The sequence below is a fragment of the uncultured Devosia sp. genome (assembly GCF_913055165.1).
Lineage (GTDB): Bacteria > Pseudomonadota > Alphaproteobacteria > Rhizobiales > Devosiaceae > Devosia.
Window position 1 is genome coordinate 1 of record NZ_CAJXJS010000038.1, and the last position, 20,507, is coordinate 20,507.

The 20,507-nt window shown below is 60.6% G+C and carries 20 protein-coding genes; 15 read left to right on the forward strand and 5 right to left on the reverse strand.

All coding sequences use genetic code 11. The features are described 5' to 3' along the window. Window positions 1-148 precede the first annotated feature (148 nt). On the reverse strand, window positions 149-772 hold the full coding sequence (gene folE / locus QZ564_RS12630) for a GTP cyclohydrolase I FolE (RefSeq protein WP_297110295.1): 624 nt from the start codon (window positions 770-772) through the stop codon (window positions 149-151). Window positions 773-922: 150 nt separating this feature from the next. On the opposite strand from folE, the gene QZ564_RS12635 reads away from it, so the two are divergent. From QZ564_RS12635 to QZ564_RS12680, 10 genes are all read left to right on the forward strand, one after another. Next, window positions 923-1,375, forward strand: a complete 453-nt coding sequence (locus QZ564_RS12635; protein ID WP_297110298.1) for an iron-sulfur cluster assembly scaffold protein — start codon at window positions 923-925, stop codon at window positions 1,373-1,375. Next, on the forward strand, window positions 1,375-1,713 hold the full coding sequence (gene yidD, locus QZ564_RS12640; RefSeq protein WP_297110301.1) for a membrane protein insertion efficiency factor YidD: 339 nt from the start codon (window positions 1,375-1,377) through the stop codon (window positions 1,711-1,713). The genes QZ564_RS12635 and yidD overlap by 1 nt, the downstream gene beginning before the upstream one ends. Then, the gene (locus QZ564_RS12645; RefSeq protein WP_297110306.1) at window positions 1,694-2,095 is read left to right on the forward strand and encodes a GFA family protein; all 402 of its coding nucleotides are present in this window, start codon (window positions 1,694-1,696) and stop codon (window positions 2,093-2,095) included. Before yidD ends, QZ564_RS12645 begins: the two co-directional genes overlap by 20 nt. Before the next feature lie 96 nt (window positions 2,096-2,191). Next, window positions 2,192-4,183 (forward strand): threonine--tRNA ligase, encoded by a 1,992-nt coding sequence (gene thrS / locus QZ564_RS12650; protein ID WP_297110309.1) that lies wholly within the window; start codon window positions 2,192-2,194, stop codon window positions 4,181-4,183. Next, window positions 4,183-4,407 (forward strand): hypothetical protein, encoded by a 225-nt coding sequence (locus QZ564_RS12655; protein WP_297110311.1) that lies wholly within the window; start codon window positions 4,183-4,185, stop codon window positions 4,405-4,407. Before thrS ends, QZ564_RS12655 begins: the two co-directional genes overlap by 1 nt. Before the next feature lie 48 nt (window positions 4,408-4,455). After that, window positions 4,456-4,887: an alternative ribosome rescue aminoacyl-tRNA hydrolase ArfB gene (gene arfB / locus QZ564_RS12660; protein ID WP_297110316.1), complete on the forward strand. Its 432-nt coding sequence runs from the start codon at window positions 4,456-4,458 to the stop codon at window positions 4,885-4,887. Between the two features lie 140 nt (window positions 4,888-5,027). Further along, entirely contained in the window at window positions 5,028-6,371 is a 1,344-nt protein-coding gene (locus QZ564_RS12665; protein WP_297110319.1) for a UDP-glucose/GDP-mannose dehydrogenase family protein, read from the forward strand. 18 nt (window positions 6,372-6,389) lie between these two features. Then, entirely contained in the window at window positions 6,390-7,400 is a 1,011-nt protein-coding gene (locus tag QZ564_RS12670; protein ID WP_297110322.1) for an NAD-dependent epimerase/dehydratase family protein, read from the forward strand. Beyond that, window positions 7,397-8,806, forward strand: coding sequence for a phosphomannomutase (locus QZ564_RS12675; protein WP_297110325.1), 1,410 nt, complete (start codon window positions 7,397-7,399; stop codon window positions 8,804-8,806). Before QZ564_RS12670 ends, QZ564_RS12675 begins: the two co-directional genes overlap by 4 nt. Before the next feature lie 562 nt (window positions 8,807-9,368). Beyond that, complete coding sequence (locus QZ564_RS12680) at window positions 9,369-9,584, forward strand: hypothetical protein (RefSeq protein WP_297110328.1); 216 nt, start codon at window positions 9,369-9,371, stop codon at window positions 9,582-9,584. Between the two features lie 516 nt (window positions 9,585-10,100). Here QZ564_RS12680 and QZ564_RS12685 read toward each other — a convergent pair. After that, the gene (locus QZ564_RS12685; protein ID WP_297110330.1) at window positions 10,101-11,894 is read right to left on the reverse strand and encodes a hypothetical protein; all 1,794 of its coding nucleotides are present in this window, start codon (window positions 11,892-11,894) and stop codon (window positions 10,101-10,103) included. 400 nt (window positions 11,895-12,294) lie between these two features. On the opposite strand from QZ564_RS12685, the gene QZ564_RS12690 reads away from it, so the two are divergent. Then, entirely contained in the window at window positions 12,295-12,603 is a 309-nt protein-coding gene (locus QZ564_RS12690; protein ID WP_297110333.1) for a hypothetical protein, read from the forward strand. Window positions 12,604-12,897: 294 nt separating this feature from the next. On the opposite strand, the gene QZ564_RS12695 is transcribed toward QZ564_RS12690, so the two are convergent. The 3 genes from QZ564_RS12695 to QZ564_RS12705 are packed head-to-tail and all read right to left on the reverse strand — an operon-like array spanning window position 12,898 to window position 14,428. Continuing rightward, a complete protein-coding gene (locus tag QZ564_RS12695) occupies window positions 12,898-13,911 on the reverse strand; it encodes a tyrosine-type recombinase/integrase (protein WP_297110336.1) in 1,014 nt (337 codons plus the stop codon). Continuing rightward, window positions 13,908-14,294: a hypothetical protein gene (locus tag QZ564_RS12700; protein ID WP_297110339.1), complete on the reverse strand. Its 387-nt coding sequence runs from the start codon at window positions 14,292-14,294 to the stop codon at window positions 13,908-13,910. The genes QZ564_RS12695 and QZ564_RS12700 overlap by 4 nt, the downstream gene beginning before the upstream one ends. Then, window positions 14,291-14,428, reverse strand: coding sequence for a hypothetical protein (locus QZ564_RS12705; RefSeq protein ID WP_297110342.1), 138 nt, complete (start codon window positions 14,426-14,428; stop codon window positions 14,291-14,293). The genes QZ564_RS12700 and QZ564_RS12705 overlap by 4 nt, the downstream gene beginning before the upstream one ends. Before the next feature lie 418 nt (window positions 14,429-14,846). On the opposite strand from QZ564_RS12705, the gene QZ564_RS12710 reads away from it, so the two are divergent. The 4 genes from QZ564_RS12710 (at window position 14,847) to cysN (ending at window position 20,457) form a co-directional block, all read left to right on the forward strand. Beyond that, complete coding sequence (locus QZ564_RS12710; protein WP_297110344.1) at window positions 14,847-16,622, forward strand: SLC13 family permease; 1,776 nt, start codon at window positions 14,847-14,849, stop codon at window positions 16,620-16,622. Window positions 16,623-16,846: 224 nt separating this feature from the next. Next, a complete protein-coding gene (gene cysQ / locus QZ564_RS12715; RefSeq protein ID WP_297110347.1) occupies window positions 16,847-17,647 on the forward strand; it encodes a 3'(2'),5'-bisphosphate nucleotidase CysQ in 801 nt (266 codons plus the stop codon). A 15-nt stretch (window positions 17,648-17,662) separates the two neighbouring features. Beyond that, a complete protein-coding gene (gene cysD, locus QZ564_RS12720) occupies window positions 17,663-18,571 on the forward strand; it encodes a sulfate adenylyltransferase subunit CysD (RefSeq protein ID WP_297110350.1) in 909 nt (302 codons plus the stop codon). Between the two features lie 11 nt (window positions 18,572-18,582). Then, entirely contained in the window at window positions 18,583-20,457 is a 1,875-nt protein-coding gene (gene cysN, locus QZ564_RS12725) for a sulfate adenylyltransferase subunit CysN (RefSeq protein ID WP_297110393.1), read from the forward strand. Window positions 20,458-20,507: the final 50 nt, after the last annotated feature.

A 20,507-nucleotide genomic window follows, 5' to 3' on the forward strand; every position in this document is an offset into this window, starting at 1 on the left:
AAGGCCCAGCGGCTCACGCGACCGGCTTTCGAGGACCCAGAGCATTTTGGAAACAACTGACATGGCACAGACCCGTTTGAGACGAGTAGTCTATGCCATGTCGGGGAGCGGCGCATTTGATCGCGCTTGTCGTTCGGCCCACTTCGCCTCAGCGTTGTCCGACCATGGCGAAAAAGCGATCCTGCTCGACGCGGTCTTCGGCAAAGACGCCGGTGAAGCGATGGGTGACGGTCTTGACGTCATGGGCCCTCACGCCGCGCATGGTCATGCACATGTGTTCGGCTTCCAGCATCACCGCAGCCCCGCGGGGCCCAAGGTTCTCGTTGATGGCGTCGATGATCTGTGCGGTCATCGTCTCCTGCGTCTGGAGGCGCCGCGCGAAAACTTCGACAAGCCGGGCGAGCTTGGATAGTCCCACCACACCGTCATGAGGCAGGTAGGCGATGTGGGCCTGACCGAAGAAGGGCACCATGTGGTGCTCGCAATGGGCGTAGAACGGGATGCCTTTGACCAGCACCAGATCGTCATAGCCACCCACTTCCTTGAAAGTCTTGGAGAGGACTTCGCCCGCATCCTGTTCGTAGCCGGCGAAGAGCTCCCCATAGGCCTTGGTCACCCGCGCAGGCGTATCGAGCAGTCCCTCTCGGTTCGGGTCATCCCCGGCCCAGGCAATCAGGGTGCGGACTGCCGCTTCGGCCTCTTCGCGGCTCGGGCGCTCGAAAGTCTCGTTGGCAGGGGTAAGGGTCTTGAGCGGCTTGACTTGGGCGTCCATGGGTCGGGCTCCTTGCATTGCGACCGCTGTCCAATACGCCGCAGACGGCGCGCCAGATCATGGCAGGAGCATATTCCCCTGACACAAAGCTGGAGACCACCTATATAGAAGCGGAACGGGACCGGAACAAGAAACAGAATTGTCGGGATCATGGAGCTGAGCGATCTCTATTCCGAAAAAATACTCGAGCTTGCGGGGAACGCCCTGCAGCCGGGACGCCTTTCGCACCCCGATGCTTCGGCGCGCAAGGTCAGCCGGGTCTGCGGATCAGTGATTGAGGTGGATGTGGCCGTCCGGGATGGCGTGATCGTTGGCTATGGTCACGAGATCTCGGCGTGTGCACTGGGACAGACTTCGGCGGCGGTTGTCGCCCGCGAGATTGTCGGAACGCCGGTCGACAACTTCCTGCGCCTGCGGCACACCATGCACGACATGCTGAAGTCAGACGGCTCGCCGCCATCGGGAAAGTGGGAAGACCTTAGATATCTTGAACCGGTGAGAGACTATCCGGCGCGCCACATGTCGACCCTCCTGGTCTTCGACGCGGTGGCGGCGGCGTTGGAAAAAATCGAGTCGGACCCGCGGGTTGCGGCAGACGGCTGATGGATCGATTCATCGCGCTGATGTGGCGTGTCATCGACTTTCCGTTCAAGGTCGCCGCCGTTTTTCTGATCACGGTCTACCGTTACACGCTATCCGCATTCGCAGGCCGCACCTGTCGTCACCTGCCGACCTGCTCGGAATTTACGCGGGACGCAATTTGGCAATTCGGCTTCTGGCCCGGTGGGTGGATGGGATTGGCCCGCTTCTGGCGTTGCCGGCCGGGTGGAACGCATGGCTACGATCCTGTGCCTGAGTCACTGCCGGCAAGCGGGCGCTGGTACTTGCCCTGGCGCTATGGGCGCTGGAAGGGAGAAATGCATGAGCATGCTGACGGGTAGCTGTCTCTGTGGCGCGACGACCTATGAGGTGGAGGACGCATTCGCTGCCGCGTTCTACTGTCACTGTTCGCGCTGCCGGCGTGCAACAGGATCAGCCTTCAAGCCGATGGCGTCGATCAAGACAGGTAAATTGCGGTTGTCCAAGGGTGAGGACAACTTGCTCATTTTCGGCTCGCCTCCGGATACCCATGACATCCATTGCGGCAGTTGCGGATCGTTCCTCTATTCGGTGATAGCTGAGAACGGGAATACGCATGTTGCGATGGGCACCCTAGTCGATGCGCCAAGCCTGCGGCCTTCCTTCCACATGTTCGTGGGCTCAAAGGCGCCGTGGTACGAAATCACCGATGACTTGCCACGGTATGATGGGTTGCCCGGCTGAACGGCAGGTTGTGGCTGGAAATCAGCGCTATTCATGCTAAGCAGCGGCCTCGCGCATTGTTCAATGCGTGCAAATGCAAATTCATGGAGACCTAAAATGTCGATCAAGGTGACGTTCCCCGATGGTGCTGCTCGCGACTATTCGCGCGGCACTACCGGCACCGAGATCGTCGAAGGGATCTCCAAGTCGCTGGCCAAGAAGACGGTGGCGATGAAGTGGAACGGCGTGCTCTCTGATCTCAGTGACGCGCTGGAAGCCGACGGCAAGATTGAGTTTGTGACGCGCGATAGCGGCTCGCAGGATGTGCTGGAACTGATCCGTCACGATGCGGCCCACGTGCTGGCCGAGGCCGTGCAGGAGCTCTGGCCTGACACTCAAGTAACGATTGGCCCGGTTATCGAGAACGGATTTTACTACGACTTCTATCGTGAAGCTGGTCCGTTCACGGAAGACGAGCTGCGCGTCATCGAAAAGAAGATGGCCGAGATCATCGAGCGCGGCGCAGCCTTCACCAAGGAAGTCTGGACGCGCGATCAGGCCAAGAACTGGTTCGAAACCAAGGGAGAGGCCTTCAAGGTCGAGCTCGTGGACGCCATACCGGCTGACCAGTCGATCAAGATGTATAGCCAAGGCCAGTGGATGGACCTGTGTCGCGGCCCGCACATGCGGACCGTCAAGGATGTCGGTCAGGCCTTCAAGCTGACCAAGGTGGCGGGTGCCTATTGGCGCGGCGACAGCAACCGCCCGGTGCTGAGCCGCATATACGGGACGGCCTTTGCCACCAAGGACGAGCTCGAAGCTTATCTCACGATGATGGAGGAGGCCGAGAAGCGCGACCATCGCAAGATCGGTCGCGACCTCGATCTTTTCCATCTGCAGGAGGAAGCGCAGGGTTCGGTCTTCTGGCATCCGCGCGGCTTTGTCATCTACAACCAGATGGAAGCCTATATCCGCCGCCGTTTGAACAAGTCGGGCTATCAGGAGGTCAAGACGCCTCAGCTGATGCACGCCAAGTTCTGGGAGCAGTCCGGTCATTGGGGCAAGTACCGCGAAAACATGTTCGTGGTGCCCGATGCCGTTCCCAACACGGATGAAGAGGGTCCGGTTCTGACCGAAGAGGCGGATTATCTGGCCCTCAAGCCGATGAACTGCCCCGCGCATGTGCAGATCTTCAACCAGGGCATCAAGTCCTACCGCGATCTGCCTCTGCGCATGGCGGAATTTGGTTGCTGCCACCGCAATGAGGCGCATGGCGCACTGCACGGCCTGATGCGCGTGCGGCAGATGACGCAGGACGATGCGCATATCTTCTGCCGCGAAGACCAGATTCAGTCCGAGACTGAGCATTTCGTGCATCTGCTCTATTCGGTCTATGGGCACATGGGCTTCGACAATGTCGTCATCAAGCTCGCCACGCGCCCCGAAAAGTTCGGCGGCACCATCGAGCGCTGGGACGCGGCCGAGAAGGCGCTCGGCGACGCATTGCGCGCCACCGGCTACGACTTCGAGATCGCCGAGGGTGAGGGCGCCTTCTACGCCCCCAAGCTCGAATTCCATCTCAAGGACGCTATTGGTCGCTCCTGGCAGGTAGGCACGCTGCAACTCGATTATGTGCTTCCCGAGCGCCTCGACGCGACCTATGTGGCCGAGGACGGTAGCCGCCAGTATGCGGTGATGCTGCACCGTGCCATTCTGGGATCGCTGGAGCGCTTCATCGGTATCCTGATCGAGAACTATGCCGGCAAGATGCCTATGTGGCTGGCGCCGACCCAGGTCGTCGTTGCCACCATCGTGTCGGAAGCGGACGAATATGCGGAAAAGCTGGTGCGCCAGCTTCGCGACGCCGGTATTCGCGCCGAGATCGATACGCGCAACGAGAAGATCAACTACAAGGTCCGCGAACACTCGGTACAAAAGGTGCCGCTGATGTTCGTGGTGGGCCGACGCGAGGCCGAGGAGGGCACAGTTTCGGTGCGCCGCCTTGGCACCGAGGGGCAGAAGGTCGAGCCATTCATGGACGCGCTGGTGTCACTGTTGGCCGAAGCCACCCCGCCGGACCTCAAGGAAGCCGCTGAAAAGGCCGCCTGATGCCGCAGCGTCCCTCCAATCGCGAGATGAAGGCTCTCTATCATCTGGGCGAGGACAATGTCCTCGGCCCGGATGATTTCAAGGATATCGGCGAGAAGGTTTTCGCCGGCATGCTCAAGAAGAAGTGGATCGAGGAAGCCGGGCCGGGAAAGTACCGGACGACCGAAAAGGGCCGTATCATCCACGACGAGGAAGTCTGGTTCGCTGGCCGATCCAAGCGGTAGGACGGAATTTCCAGGACGCTTCTAAACGATTGAAGGGACGGGGGAAACATGGCCGAGCCTATCCAAATCACCCGCTCCGTCTCAATTGACCCGGCAGAGATCGAGGAAAGCTTCATTCGCGCTTCGGGACCCGGCGGACAGAATGTCAACAAGGTCGCAAGCGCAGTGCAGTTGCGCTTCGATCTAAGAAATTCCCCCAATGTGCCCGAGCCGATGAAGCGGCGCATCGCGGCTCTTGCCGGCAGCCGCATCACCAAGGATGGGGTGATCTTGATCACCGCCAATGGGCACCGCGACCAGCCTCTCAACCGGAGCGAAGCTCTCGCACGGCTGGTGGCCCTGCTCAAGGCTGGAGCCCACGTTCCCAAGCCGCGCCTCGCCACCCGACCAACTCTGGCTTCAAAGAAAAGACGATTGGAAGGCAAGTCAGTGCGTTCTCAGGTCAAGCAGATGCGTGGTCGCCCGCGCGCCGAGGACTAATGCCATTTACTGTCAATGCAGGTCTGGCTTGCAAAACAACTGATGGCTTTTATTAAGCGGTGATGGTCTTTTAAGGTCCGCAGACCGCACAAAGCGACATGTTTTAGGCCGTATCGGCGGGCGACAACGGAGAGTAATCGGTGAAGATTGCAGTGGTGGGTTCGGGCTATGTGGGCCTGGTGACGGGGGTCTGTCTGGCCGATTTCGGACATGACGTGACCTGCATCGACAAGGATGAGGCCAAGATCGCGGCTCTCGAAGAGGGTGTGGTGCCGATCTACGAACCCGGGCTCTCAGAACTGGTCAAATCCAACGTGGCCGGCGGAAGACTGTCTTTCACGACGGACCTGGCTACCAGCGTTTCCCAGGCCGATGTTGTTTTCATCGCCGTTGGAACGCCAAGCCGGCGCGGCGATGGCCACGCCGATCTGAGCTTTGTCTACGCGGTGGCGCGGGAAGTCGCGCAGGCGGTTGAGGGCTTCACCGTCGTCGTGACCAAATCCACCGTGCCGGTCGGCACCGGCGACGAAGTCGCCCACATCATCGCCTCGGTCAATCCCGGTGCCGATGTCGCGGTCGTTTCCAATCCCGAGTTCCTGCGCGAAGGGGCAGCGATCGATGACTTCAAGCGCCCCGATCGCATTGTTATCGGCATTGACGACGAGCGCGCGCGCGAGGTCATGACTGAGGTCTACCGACCACTCTATCTCAACCAGGCGCCGATCCTCTTTACCGACCGCCGGACCTCCGAGCTCATCAAATACGCGGCCAACGCGTTCCTTGCCATGAAGATCACCTTCATCAACGAGGTGGCCGACCTTTGCGAGGCGACCGGCGCCAATGTCCAGGAGGTGGCCCGCGGCATTGGTCTCGACAACCGGATCGGCTCGAAGTTCCTTCATGCCGGCCCGGGTTATGGTGGCTCGTGCTTTCCAAAGGATACAACGGCTCTGGTCAAAATTGGCCAGGATCATGGTAGTCCCATGCGGCTAGTGGAGACCACTGTTTCCATCAACGAGCAGCGTAAGCGCGCCATGTCGCGCAAGGTGATCGCTGCCTGTGGCGGCGATGTGCGCGGCCGCACCATCGGTGTCCTGGGCCTGACCTTCAAGCCCAATACGGATGATATGCGCGAAGCCCCCGCACTCGACATCATCCGTGGCCTCCAGGATCGTGGCGCCGAAGTTGTCGCCTTTGATCCACAAGGGATGAAGGCAGCGCGCGAGCTGATGGACAATGTCCGGTTCGCCGAGAGCGCCTATGAGGTGGCAGAGGGTGCCGACGCGGTGGTGCTCGTTACCGAGTGGAACGAGTTCCGTTCCCTCGATCTCGAGCGCCTGAGGGCGTCGATGACGTCACCCGTCTTTGTTGATCTGCGCAATGTCTATCGCCCTCATGAAATGCTGCGTCATGGCTTTTCTTATGTCAGCATTGGGCGCTCCGAGACGGAACCCAGCGAGCGGATTACCGAAGCGGCCGAGTGAGGCGAGGGGAGCGGCTCCATGAATATTCTCGTCACCGGCGCCGCCGGCTTTATTGGCTTTCACTTGTGCGAACGCCTCCTGGCCGGCGGGCATGAGGTTGTCGGTCTCGACGCCCTCACCAGCTATTATGATCCCGCACTCAAGCAGACCCGGCTCAATCTCCTCCTCGAACGGCCTGGCTTCAGTTTTGGCAAGGTCGACCTGACCGATGCGGCTGCCCTTGGTGAATTTGTCGGCGCGGCTCGAGCCGAGATCGTCTTTCATCTGGCGGCCCAGCCGGGAGTGCGCTACAGCATCGAGAACCCGGATAGCTACATCCAGTCCAACGTTGTTGGTACGGCGAACCTGCTTGAAACCATGCGCCGGCATCCGCCACGGCATCTGATCTTTGCCTCCACCAGTTCGGTCTATGGCGGCAATGAGCATATGCCCTATGCCGAGACTGATCGCGCGGATTCCCCGTTATCGCTTTATGCGGCCACCAAGAAGGCCGGCGAGGCACTGGTCCATTCCTATGCGCATCTGTGGTCCATTCCCTCGACCTGCGTGCGTTTCTTTACCGTCTACGGTCCCTACGGGCGGCCGGACATGGCGCCCCTTAAATTTGCGCGTGCCATCACCGCGGGCGAAGCGATCGATGTCTATGGCAATGGCCAGATGCGACGGGACTTTACCTATGTAGGAGATCTTGTGACCGCCATGGCAGCGATCATGGATCGTATTCCGGTCAAGGGAGAGCCGGTTCCTGGCGACAGCCTCTCGGCGGTGGCGCCCTTCCGCATCCTCAATATCGGCGGTGGCCAGCCGACGGAATTGATGGTCTTCATCGCCTCGATCGAGCGGGCCGTGGGCAAGGAGGCCCGGAAGACCATGCTGCCCATGCAGCCTGGCGATGTGGTCGCGACCGAGGCCGACACCGGGCTTCTTGCGGCCCTCGTGGGCGAATTGCCGGATACGCCCCTCGACCAGGGGATTGACAGTTTTGTTGATTGGTTCCGAAGCTACGCCGGCGAAGAGGCCGCGCGATGACGCTTGGAGGCAGCCTCAAATTTGGCACCAGTGGTTTGCGCGGCCTCGCCGCGGAACTTGAAGGGCAGGCGGCCAGGCAGTACACCACCGCCTTTCTGCGCCACCTCGACCGGACCCTCGACAGACCCGTCCAACGGGTCTTTCTGGCGCGGGACTTCCGGCCGTCGAGCCAAGCCATCCTCCAAGATTGTGCCGTGGCCATCGTGGCGGCGGGCCTTGAGCCGGTCGATTGCGGTGCGTTGCCAACCCCGGCGCTGGCCCTTCATGCTATGGCGGACGGGGGCGCAGCCATTATGGTCACCGGGAGCCACATCCCGGCCGATCGCAACGGTCTCAAATTCTATCTGCCCAGCGGCGAGATCGGCAAGCAAGACGAGGCAGGCATCCTCGCCGCGCTCGACCGGCAGCCGATTGCTGACGGCGAGGCCGATCCAAACAACGAGGTCGAACCGGCCAGACGCCGATATCTCAAGCGCTGCCTTGGCATCCTCCCAGACAAGGCTTTGGCCGGAAAACGTATAGGCGTCTTTCAACACTCAACGGTCGCCCGCGACCTGATCTTTGAGGTCCTGGCGCATTATGGAGCCGAGGTGGTTCCACTGGGACGGATCGAGGGCTTTGTGCCGGTCGACACCGAGGCATTCTCCGATGCAATATTTGCACCTATTCCAGGCTGGATCGGCGAACATGGCCTGGATGCCGTGGTATCGGCCGATGGGGATGGGGATAGGCCTCTGGTCGTCGATGAACGGGGCACTTTTATCCGCGGCGACGTGCTTGGCCTGATGACCGCTCGCTATTTGGGAGCGGATTGCGTCGTCACCCCGGTTACGTCCAATACCGCTATCGAAGATCTCGACCTCTTCAATGACGTCGAGCGGACGCGGGTGGGCTCGCCCTATGTGGTCGCGTCCATGAACCAGACGAGTGGCGCCACGATCGGTTTCGAGGCCAATGGCGGGACCTTTGTGGGGCAGGGGATTACCGCGCCTAGCGGCCCGCTGGACCCACTGGTCACCCGTGATGCGATCCTCCCCATTGTCTGTGCCCTGGGCGAAAGCGCGCGGCTTGGCCAACCCCTATCGCAGGTGGTGGCACAACTGCCGCTCAAAAGTGCTCTAGCGGACCGGTTGCAGGACATTCCGAGCGAGCGCAGCGCGGCCTTCTTGGACCGCCTGCGCCAAGATCCGGACTATGCGGGAGGCCTTTTCGGCGAGTTTGGCATTTCTCGTCGCGCCGATATTGATGGACTGCAGTTCTGGACCTCGGACGGCGACATGGTGCATTTCCGGGCCTCGGGAAATGCCCCGGAGCTGCGGTGCTACGTCGAGGCAAGCGCGCCCGCCAAGGCCCGAGAACTGCTGAAATGGGGTTTAGAGGTCGCCGCGAGGGAAACCCGACTATAGAGCCGGGTTGCCACTTGCGGGTAACGGGGGCACTCCATTCGGGGCTCAGGACAAATGGGTGACAGTTGCCGGATAGAGACGGGGACCAAGGATAATCGACGGCGACCTCCGCCCTCAGAACACTCGCCGTTCGAACGGTAAAATGCGTTCGAAAGTCCTGACGGTGTATTAGGAGATTGGACATATAGCAGTCCGGTCAGTGCCGCCCCTCGCGGGCGGGTAAACCCAGGGTCGACTTTCCTGAACCGGAAGGGCCAACAACCGCCCCATTGCGGGCGGGTGAACCCAGGGTTGACTTTCCGGCACCGGAAGGGCCGACATCCGCCCCTTGTGTGGGCGGGACAGGGGCTCCAGCTCTGCTGGAGCCCCTATTTCTTTATCGATCATTCCCCAGCATCTGGCCCCCGGTGACGGCAATGTAGAGGTGTTAAATGATAAGGCCGATTACTACCGTTACTTCGACGCTACACCACAGGTGGAATTCCTCTATAGGTGCGTAGAACGCGCGATCGACTTCGATCTACCGAATGAGACGTGGTTCCTGCGATCACATGATAAGTTCATGGCGAATGTCAGCGCGCACATGGACCTGCCAAGCCGACTGGAAACATTGCTTTTCAGCTTCCTTCATGCCGGGAAGGGAAAGCTCTCCAAGCGCGCTCGAGAGAAGGAATTTCAGGGCCTGTCCGACGACGAAGTGTCGTTCGTCGAAAGTGCTTATGTCGAAGCCTTTGCCTGGCAGAATCAACCTGGAAACCAACCCGGAAGGCATATTTAGCAACTTGGCGCGTCTATCCGGCAGAATATGCAATTGCCCGGCAAGTTTTACGCGTGACCGTCGACGATGGAGAAAGTCCGAGGGATGATGCCGGCGCAGGGGCGCTGCGATCGTCCTTGGGCGAAAGCAGACATGCGCGTTTTCCTTCGCTCATTTCCCGGGCGCGCCATACTTTCGAGATGCCGAGCAGCTCGGGCTGCACCCAAGACGACAATCGCTGACCGTTATCGCCTTGACTCAACCTGGCGTATATCGGGAGTTTTGTCGGGCAGGACCGCGCAAGATACTGTCTGGATTTGGTATCAAATCGCGATCGCCGGATGGCTGACCCAACACCTCTGGGAAACCACCCTCGACCCCAATAAATGTACTGACGCGGTTCAGCATTTTGTCCAGGCTTGCCGAGCAAGGTCGCGAAAGGCTCCCTATCGCGAGTTCAAAGCAGCCTGGGACGCAGGCCCGTCCCTAAGACACCGTCGGCCAGGAAGAGGGGCCGCCCGGTGAGCGGCCCCAATGTCATTTGGCTTCGGCGCTGATATTGACCTTGCCGAGAAGGCTGGTGGGGTCTTCTTCGGCCTCCATGAAGTCCATCATGGTCAAGCCAGGTTCGGACTTGGCTTTAATACCGATCATCAATGTCTTGGCATTGCCGGACACGAACTGGTTGATCGCGTCTCCAAGCTTGGCTGCGTCGGCCGCTCCCGCCATCATGCTGATGACGGTGCCTTGTGCGAGGCCCGCGAAGACGGGCCTTAGCGTTGCCGGATCGGCGCCTTGTTCGGCGGCTACGACGGCCAGAATGATATCGGACAGACCGGCGTCGGTGACGGTCAGGTCGAGGTCGCGCACGGCAAGGGCCATGCCGGCCATCATGGATTGATCCATGTCCAGCGAGAACATCGCTTCGGTTGCATTGGCAATTGTTCCGGCAAGGACGACACTGGCAAGATCGACGCCGGAAACTGACACTTCCTCTATGGCCACGGTTTCCGTGGCCTGGTCCCAAGCGGCGGCAAAGCGGAAACCGGCGTCAATGTCCGTGATGCCCAGCGCGCGCAGTTGCTCGAACGTCTCATCGCCCGTGTCGGCAGGGATCGCGGCCTGGATCTGCGCAGCGGAGAGATCAATGTCAGTGGGAATGCCATTGAGGTAGCTGGCCAGCGAGAGGTCGAATTCGCCGACCTTGGCCTGAATGCGCGAACCCTCGTTCTCTGGATCAGGAATGTCGATGTCCAGGCCCGCAAAGGAGAGGCCCTCCATCGCGGGTATCAGGGCACGCGCGTTCTGCTCGAGCCAGGCCTCGTCAACCAACTCCGGAGCGCTTTCCAGTGTTGCGATGGTGGTGGAAAGGTCCATGGGCTTGAAGGTGAAATTGTCGAGCGACATCTCGCCATCGCCCTCCACTTCGATGGCAAGGCCGTCCATGGCGATGGAGGGATAAACACCCGGGCTCATGCCGCCCATGGTCATGCCAGCAACTGAGAAGGCCATAGGGCGCCCTTCCTCGTCTTGGCCATTGCAGTCGAATCCCTTGAAGGTGATGTCGGAGGTTTCAAAGGCGGTGAGGACATCGGCATACATCTTGAGGAACCGGCCCATGGTTGCCGGATCCACTTCGTCGCCTTGATCTTCCATGGCCTGACCAATCGCCATCATTTCTGCAAATGAGGTCTTGAGGGGGCGGGCCCTGAACTCGGCGCCGCTGACGGCACCGAAGCTGCATGTGACCTCGTCGCTTTCCAGCGTACCGCCTTCAGACACCAGGTTCGTGTAGATCGTCGAGAGTTCGGTCTGGCCGGCCGCATCGACTAGACCATAGACACCCAATATACCTGCAATATCGAGATCGGCGGCGGACATGGCGCCGAAAGCGAAGGTCGCGTTGTCGGCGGCAAGGTCAATCCCTCCCAGGCTGATGTTTGCGGCTTTGCCGTCGACCACATCCTCAAGCAGCAGGTCCTTGAAAATCAGTGTTGCATCCTTGGACGCGCCGTTCGACTGGGAGGTGACGTTCACCTTGATTTCTGGGACCGAGATGCTTGTCGCGTCCAGGGTTGCCAGATCGCCCGCATTTTCGGCGACCTTGCCGCTCAAAATCTCGGTCAAGACCTCGTCGCCGAGATTGGACCCGACCGCGTCAATGCTGGGAATGGAGACCGAATAATCCATTTCCAGAGCAGCAGGGGCAGTTTCGCCGCCAGACTTAACCTTCTCCTTGGCCAGAACCGGGGCCTGGGGTAGTGCGACGCCCAAGAGGAGGGCTGTAGCGATCGCGGGGATAGTTCTGCGGACAGAGCAGTTGTTTAACATGGTTTTCTCCGGTTCCATGCATTCAGTCTTGGGCTTCAAAGGGGCAGGTCCAGCGTATTGATGGACCATGAGCGCATGCGAGAACAAAGACGCGCCAGCGAGAGAACGTCAAGCCATGCCAGGCGCAGGTCGGCAGGGCCCGAACGGCAACGAGGGCAGGATGCGGGACGGGCGCTTGAGCCTCTGGTGCCCGCTAAGAGGTCGTTCGACCCCCGATAGCGGGTGCGGAGATCGGCTCTTCACACGGATGCATGACAGACAGACGGGCCGTTCGTCGGCATTCTTAGGAAACTATTCTTGCACCGTGAACCAAGATTCGAGCTGCGCCGCGGCGCCAATTGCCAGATATTGGTGTCCCTCCGACCATGCCTTGTGTCAATAATGATTCTCAGGAGAGAAAATGCGCAAGATTATCGATGGCAATAGTTACAATACCGATACGGCCACAAAGGTCTGTAAAATGACGTGCACTGCCCATCATAGCGATTTCGACTGGCATGATACATGGCTCTATCGCACTAGCAAGGGCAACTGGTTCTTGGCCGGAGAGGGCAACGGCTCTTCCATGTGGAAGCGCCCCGCTGTTGGCGGTGACTCTGTTCCGGGAGAAGGTGTGCGTCCGCTTACCGAGGATGAGGCCCGCGAGGTGCTCGAGCAGGAGGATGACGTCATCGCCATTGATGAGTATTTCACGGTCGAAGAGGCCTAGTCTGGGATAGCAGTCTGCTCGAACCGAATGGGTCAGCGCGTCAAAGTCAGGCAAAAACGAAGGCTCCGGGATGCTGGGGCCTTTTCCTATTGGCGCGGTTTGATCGCACTTGATCAGCCCCCAGGACCTGACATCGCAAGGCCTCTAAGCGCTGTCATATGTTGCAGGAGGGAAAGCAATCTCGATCGACAAGTGTCCTTTCCGCACCTTCGCGTCGCGACAGGGTCGGAGCGGAGAATCATGCAGCGCCCCCGGGACCGGGCTGGGATGTCCGGTCCCGTCCTGATCTCACCCCTAGGAAGCGCGGTTCCGTTTTATGTAGGCCGTAGCGTACGAAACCGCCGATGAGGTTCCATTGCCGGAGGTTACCGCCAGACATCGATCTCGGTACGATCGACATAGCAACACGGTTGTGGCCGACTTCCAGCCGCCCGCCTTCATCAGACGCAGGAGATCATGCCCATCCTCGAGCAGCGTTTGCGCTGCGCCGATCCTCAGGGAATGTCCGCTGATCTGGTTGACAAGGTCGCTTGGCAGGCCGGCGCCTGTCGCAATGGATTTGAGGAGGCGCGAGATCGAGAAACCCGACATATGGCGTGCCACGGCGCGTCCCCGATAGACCGGCCGAATCAAGGGGCCGTGTTCGATCCCAGCCGTCTCGATCCACTCAAGAACGGTCCTGGCCGTCTCCGGTGAGAGCGTGATGATCCGGCCATCGCCCATCTGGTCGGCTTTTCCGCGGCGAATGAGCAAGGCCAACTGTCCCTGGCGATTGTGCACAACGTCATCGAGCCTCAGGGCGGCAAGCTCCGAGCGTCGACAAAGCCCCTCAAAACCCAGGGCGACGAGAACCTTGTCCCGCTTTCCGGCGAGCATGCTTTTGCAACTCGACAGCATTTGGGCGCGCAAGTCCCGGTCGATGCCATGGGCCTGGCGCGGGCGATTGGGCCGGTAGCGCTGGGTGCGCCGCCGCGCGAGGCGAACGCGTTCGCTGGTGCCCGGATTGTCGAGTTCGAGTGCCCGATGGACCCGCACGGCCGCTGCCAGCCGCCGGATAAGGGTGGCGGAATTGAGTGTCCCGATCATCTCGTCAAGATAGCGGGCCAGGGTCTCGGGTGTTGAGGGCAGGGGACAGGCGCCCTTCTCCGCGCACCAGTCGGCAAAGAGTGAAAAGTCCGGGGCGTATCCGGAAATCGTCGTCGTGGCATAGGCGCCCTCTAACGCCTTGAGTGCGCCTCGCCAATCATGCCCAGCGGAAGGCACCCCGGGCGCAGAAGCGCAAGGGCCGTGCGAAATACCCTCGCTCATGCCCCTTCTCCCACCTTTCCATTGGTGACGGTCCGGCGTTGGGTCGGCAGACCCGGAATGATCGACACCGCGTTGCGAAAGAGGCGCCAAGCGCGCCGCCAGGCTGTGTGAACCAGCGGGCGACCTGCAACGACCCAGCCCATGGCGAGCACAAAGGCCGGCTCATGCTGCAGAGACGGCCTTGCCGCGAAGCGCGGCAGCACATCGCGCTCAATGGTCGTGACCATGGCGCAGGCGTCGGTGGCCAGCACCGGCACTCCGGCCCAGACGACCGCGGCAGCGCCAGTCGCTTTGGCAATGTGCCGCCGGAAAAGGTCCGGATTACGGACGAGGCCACACTGAAACCTGCCCGACCCATCGGCGACAACGACGATCATCTTCATCGCGTGCCTCCGATGCGGAAGCCGCATTGTGCGCGGGCGGCTGCAAATCGGGGAGGATAGGTGAAATAGTGGCGGAAGGACGCAAAGACGCCTTCAACAACGCGCCAGAGCGCGTTAGGGCTGATGTCAGCCATGGTCGACTCCTGTGATCGCAGGATTGATCTGGTCAGGCCGTCTCGGTGTTACCAGCACCGGGGCGGCCGCCTTAACGACGACACGCCCAACCCGACACGAGGCCATGATCAGCCTCGACCAGACATTGATCGCACAAAAAGAGAACAAAGCCAGCATCTTGCGCTGTTAGGGTTAAAGGGATGCATTGGGCTTAAATGCGATCCAGTGGGCGCGTAGGCCCATCATCTGCGGTAAACAAGGTTCTGAGGTCAGGCGACCAGTGTAGAAGCGATCGACAACCTTCCTTTTCGCACTTTAACACACTGACGTGTTGAACTTCTTGTCTTACCGCGATACCGATGGGGCCGAAAAACGCTCGTCACATGCAAGCATTGTTGAGCCGGCTTTCTGACGGCGCTTCTATTTAGGTCGAAAAATATGGCGCTGGACCAGATCTTCGTGCTTGTCCTCCTCGGCCTGGTCTTTCTGAGCTTTGTTAAAGAAATATACCCCCCCGAAGTCACGGCCCTTGGCGCCTCGGCCACCTTGTTGGCGACGGGTGTTTTGTCGACCGATGAGTTCCTGGCGGTCTTCAGCTCCCCGGCGGCTATAACCATCGCCATGATGTTCATCATCTCGGCCTCGCTCGAGCGAACCGGAGTGCTCGATGTCGTGGGCATGGCGATCAAGACTATCGCCCGCGGGTCGCTTTTGCGTGCGCTTCTCGTGATGATGGTCGGCGCTACCGTATCCTCTGCCTTCATCAACAACACACCTGTGGTGGTCCTTCTCACCCCGATCATGATCTCTGTGGCAAGTTCGGTCGGCGTCCAACCCTCGCGTCTCCTTATCCCCCTGTCCTATGCGGCCATTTTCGGCGGCACCCTGACCCTTGTGGGCACATCCACCAACGTACTCGTCAGTGGTGTGGCCGAGAAGGCGGGCATGACGCCGATCGGCATGTTCGAAATGACCGCTGTAGGCGCGGTGTTTGTCGTCGTCGGGCTCGTCTATATGATGTTTGCTGGACGGTTCCTGATTCCTGATCGGGCCTCGATGGCCAGCATGCTCTCCAAGGAGGGCAAGCGGCGCTTCATGGCCCGGTTCCTGATCCCGCACGGGTCAAAGTATGTCGGCAAGATGCTCAAGGACTTGCCCTTCCACGATTCGACAACGCGGATCCTTGATGTCGTGCGTGGTGAGACATCGATGCGGCGCAGGCTGGAGGAACTGATCCTCCAACCCGGCGACAGGGTGGTGGTCAAGACCGACACCGGCGAAATCCTGGGTTTGAAGGAAAACGGCCAGATCGAGTTCCGCGAAGTGGAAGACAGCGGCCTTGAGCCGGTGACCGCAGAGCAGACGGTGCTAATGGAGGCTAGCGTCGGTCCGAATTCGCATCTCGTCGGCCGCCCGGTCCTGGAGCTCAAGCTGCGGCGCAAATATGGCGTCTACCTCATTGCCGTGCACCGACAGGAGCAGAACATCTCGCAAAATGTTCAGGCCCTACACCTGCAGTTTGCTGATACTCTATTGCTTGAAGGCCCACCAGAGGGCATCCGGCGCCTGGTGGACGACGGAGGAGTGGTCAATCTGAGCGCACCCTCTGAGCGGGCGATCCGCCGCGACCGTGCACCGATCGCTGTCTTCACCATTCTCGGAGTGGTATTGCTCGCGGCCTTCGATTTATTGCCGATAGCAGGGCTTTCGGTCATCGGCGCGGTTGTCGTTATGGTCACCAAGTGCATCGATGCCCAGGACGCGTTCGACGCTATAGACTGGCGTATCCTGTTTCTAATTTTCGGGATGCTGGGGTTCTCGCAGGCGCTGGAAACCACCGGTACATTGCAAGTCGTCGTCAACCTTGTTGCTGCTAATTTTGCCCATGCCGGACCCTTGGCTCTGCTCGCGGCGGTCTACATCCTCACCAGTGTGCTGACCGAGATGGTTTCCAATAACGCGGTCGCAGTGCTTGTGGCGCCGCTCGCGATCGCTTTGGCAACCCACCTCGGATATGATCCCCGCCCGTTCTTGATTGCGGTGATGTTCGCGGCGTCTGCCAGTTTCGCTACTCCGATCGGCTACCAGACCAACACATTTGTCTATGGTGCGGGTGGATATAAGTTCAGGGACTTTCTGGTCGTGGGGCTGCCGCTCAACGTTATTTTTGCCATCGTGGCCATTGTCGTCATCCCGATATTTTTCCCGCTGTAGTATAGTTGACCGGTGTTTCTCGAAATCGGGCCCGTCATACGACGCGGCCTATGGCATGCGTTTACGTTATAGGAGCCATGTACTCAACGCGCTGGCTTTAAGGCGCCAGAGGTCCTCTGCTCTAGTCCGGTTGGACAATAACCATTTATTCAATATCCACTGGCGACCGGAATGGCAGTTACAGTAGGGATTGGCGAAATCGATAGCAGAAGGCGGCTTGGGTCGTGATTGAAAGAATTTGCGGGATTGCGCTGGAAGCTGGTGCTGAGGTGATGGCGGTCTATGGCACCGACTTCACTGTCGAGGTAAAGGCCGACCAGTCACCGGTGACCCTAGCCGATATCGCGGCTGAAGCGATCATCCTCGAAGGCCTGTCTCATCTCGATCCGGGTGTGCCGGTTGTGGCGGAGGAAGCGGTGTCTTCGGGCGCAGCGCCGGAGATGGCGGAGCGGTTTTTCCTGGTGGATCCGCTCGATGGCAGCAAGGAATTCGTGTCGCGCAACGGCGAATTCACTGTCAATATCGCCCTGGTCGAGCATGGCAACCCGGTGTTGGGCGTGGTCTACGCGCCGGCCCTGGGGCGGATTTGGTGGGGCGAGGGCGGCAAGGGCAGTTTCGCCGCCAAAGTCATTGACGGCCAGATCGTCGAGGCGCGCCAGATCAAGGTGCGCGAGGCACGGCAGGGGCTCTGCGCCGTGGGCAGCCGGTCGCATGGCAGCGGGGAAGGGGATGCGCGGCTGTCGCGCCTGCCCATAAGCAGCTATGTGTCGGCAGGATCATCCCTCAAATTCTGCCTGGTGGCGGCTGGGGAGGCGGATGTATATCCCCGTCTCGGGCGCACCATGGAATGGGACACGGCGGCGGGCGATGCCGTGCTGCGGGCCGCCGGCGGGCGTGTCGAGTGCCTGGACGGACGCCTGCTTTCTTATGGCAAGAGGCAGCAGGCTGATGATGCTGACTTCGCCAATCCATTTTTTATCGCCTATGGCGATGTCCGTTACGCCCAGATGGTAGATGCCGTCTGATGTTTGGAGTTTAGGATGACCCCGCTGAGACGCACCCATCTTCAAGCCCTAGAGGCCGAGAGTATCGAGATCCTTCGGGAGGTGGCGGCCAGCTTTGAACGTCCGGTGATGATGTACTCGATCGGCAAGGATTCGAGTGTGTTGCTGCATTTGGCGCGCAAGGCGTTTTATCCGAGCAAGATCCCGTTTCCGCTGCTGCATGTGGATACCACGTTCAAGTTTCGCGAGATGATCGCGTTCCGGGACCGGACGGCGGCGGAATACGGGTTCGATCTGATCGTACACACCAACCAGGATGGGGTGCGTGAGGGGATCAATCCGTTTGATCACGGCTCGTCTCGCTATACCGACATCATGAAGACCCAGGCGCTGCGCCAGGCGCTCAATGCCGGGCAGTATGACGCCGCCATTGGCGGGGCGCGTCGGGACGAGGAGAAGAGCCGGGCCAAGGAGCGGGTGTTTTCGCACCGCAATGCCAGCCATGCCTGGGACCCCAAGAACCAGCGCCCGGAGCTTTGGAGGACGTTCAACACGCGGCTCAATCCGGGCGAGAGCATGCGGGTGTTCCCGATCTCCAATTGGACCGAGCTGGATGTGTGGACCTACATCTATGCCGAGAAGATCCCGATCGTGCCGCTGTATTTTGCGCGGCGCCGCCCGGTTGTGGAGCGCTCGGGGACGCTGATCATGGTGGATGACGAACGGCTGCCGCTGGCGCCGGGGGAAGAGCCGCGCGAGGAGATGGTGCGGTTCCGCACGCTGGGCTGCTATCCGCTGACCGGGGCGATCCGGTCTGATGCCGCCGATCTGCCGTCGATCATCATGGAGATGCAGGCGAGCCGGACCTCGGAGCGGGAGGGCCGGCTGATCGACAGCGACAGCGTCGGGTCGATGGAGAAGAAGAAGCAGGAAGGGTATTTCTGATGAGCCTGGCCATGCCCAGCCCCGATACTGATCTGGCGCTCTGGCTGGAACAGCAGACGGACAAGTCGCTGTTGCGGTTCATGACCTGCGGCAGTGTGGATGACGGCAAGTCGACCCTGATCGGGCGGCTTCTGTATGACAGCCAGCTGATCCTGGATGACCAGCTGGCGAGCCTGAAGAAGGAGAGCCACAACCGCACGGTGGGCGATGAAGGGATCGACTTCTCGCTTCTGGTAGACGGGCTGTCGGCGGAGCGGGAGCAGGGGATCACCATCGATGTGGCCTACCGGTTCTTCTCGACCGACAAGCGCAAGTTCATCGTGGCGGATACGCCGGGCCATGAGCAATATACCCGCAACATGGCCACGGGTGCCTCCAATGCGGAGCTTGCCCTGGTGCTGGTGGATGCGCGCAAGGGGGTTCTGACCCAGACGCGGCGGCACAGCTTCATCCTCTCGCTGGTGGGGGTCAAGCATGTGGTGCTGGTGGTCAACAAGATCGACCTTGTGGACTATGATCAGGCCGTGTTCGATCGGATCGAGGCCGAGTTCCGGGCCTTTGCCGAACCCTTGGGGTTCAAGACGCTGGCGGCAGTGCCGGTCTCGGCGCTGCGGGGGGACAATATCCTTGCCCCGAGCGCCCGGACGGAATGGTTCCAGGGCAGCGCGCTGGTGCCGTATCTGGAGACCATCGCGGTGGCCGAGGACCGCACGGGCAGCCCCTTCCGCTTTCCTGTGCAGTGGGTGAACCGGCCGAACCTGGACTTCCGAGGCTTTTCGGGGACGCTGGCCTCGGGGGCCATTGGGGTGGGGGACGAGGTGCTGATCGCGGCCTCGCGTAAGCCGGCGCGGATCAGCCGCATCGTGACCATGGACGGGGATCTCGATCGGGCCATTGCCGGGCAGGCGGTGACGCTGGTGCTGGACCGGGAGGTGGACATCTCGCGCGGCGATGTGCTGTCGCGACCGGGCGAGACGCCGGAATATTCGAACCAGTTCCAGGCGCGGCTGATCTGGATGAATGACGAGCCGGCGTTCCAGGGGCGGTCCTATCTGCTCAAGCTGGGCACGCAATTGGTGCCGGCCACGATCACCGACCTCAAGTTCCGGACCAATGTGAACACGCTGGAGCAGACGGCAGCGACCAAGATCGACCTCAATGAGGTGGCGACGGTGACGATCGCCACGGACCGGCCGATCGCGTTCGACCCCTATGCGGCCAATGCGCTGACTGGCGGGTTCATCCTGATCGACCGGCTGACCAATGCGACGCTGGGGGCAGGCACGATCGAGTTCGGGCTGCGGCGGGCGCAGAACCTGACCTATCAGTCCTTCGATGTGAACCGGCAGGTGCGGGCGCGGCTGAAGGGACAGGCCCCACAGATCGTGTGGTTCACCGGGCTGTCGGGTTCGGGCAAGTCGACGGTAGCCAATCTTCTCGAGAAGCGGCTGACGGCGGAGGGCCGACACTGCTACATCCTGGATGGGGACAATGTGCGCCACGGGCTGAACCGGGATCTGGGCTTTACCGAGGCGGCGCGGGTGGAGAACATCCGCCGGGTGGCCGAAGTGGCCAGGCTGATGGCCGATGCCGGGCTGATCGTGCTGGTCTCGTTCATCTCGCCCTTCGAGAAGGAACGCCGCCTGGCCCGGGAGATCGCCGGGGACATCGCCTTTACCGAAGTCTATGTCGACACCCCCCTGGAGGTGGCCGAAAGCCGCGACCCAAAGGGCCTGTACGCCAAGGCCCGCCGCGGCGAAATCACCAACTTCACCGGCATCGATTCCCCCTTCGAAACACCCCAAAACCCCGAAATAACCCTCAACGGCGCAACACAATCACCCGAAATACTCGCCGACAAATTGTATGGGTTCCTGAAGTTCTAGTGAGAAGGGCGCCATCCGGCGCCCTTCTTCATTTGGTGCTTTGGGTGGCC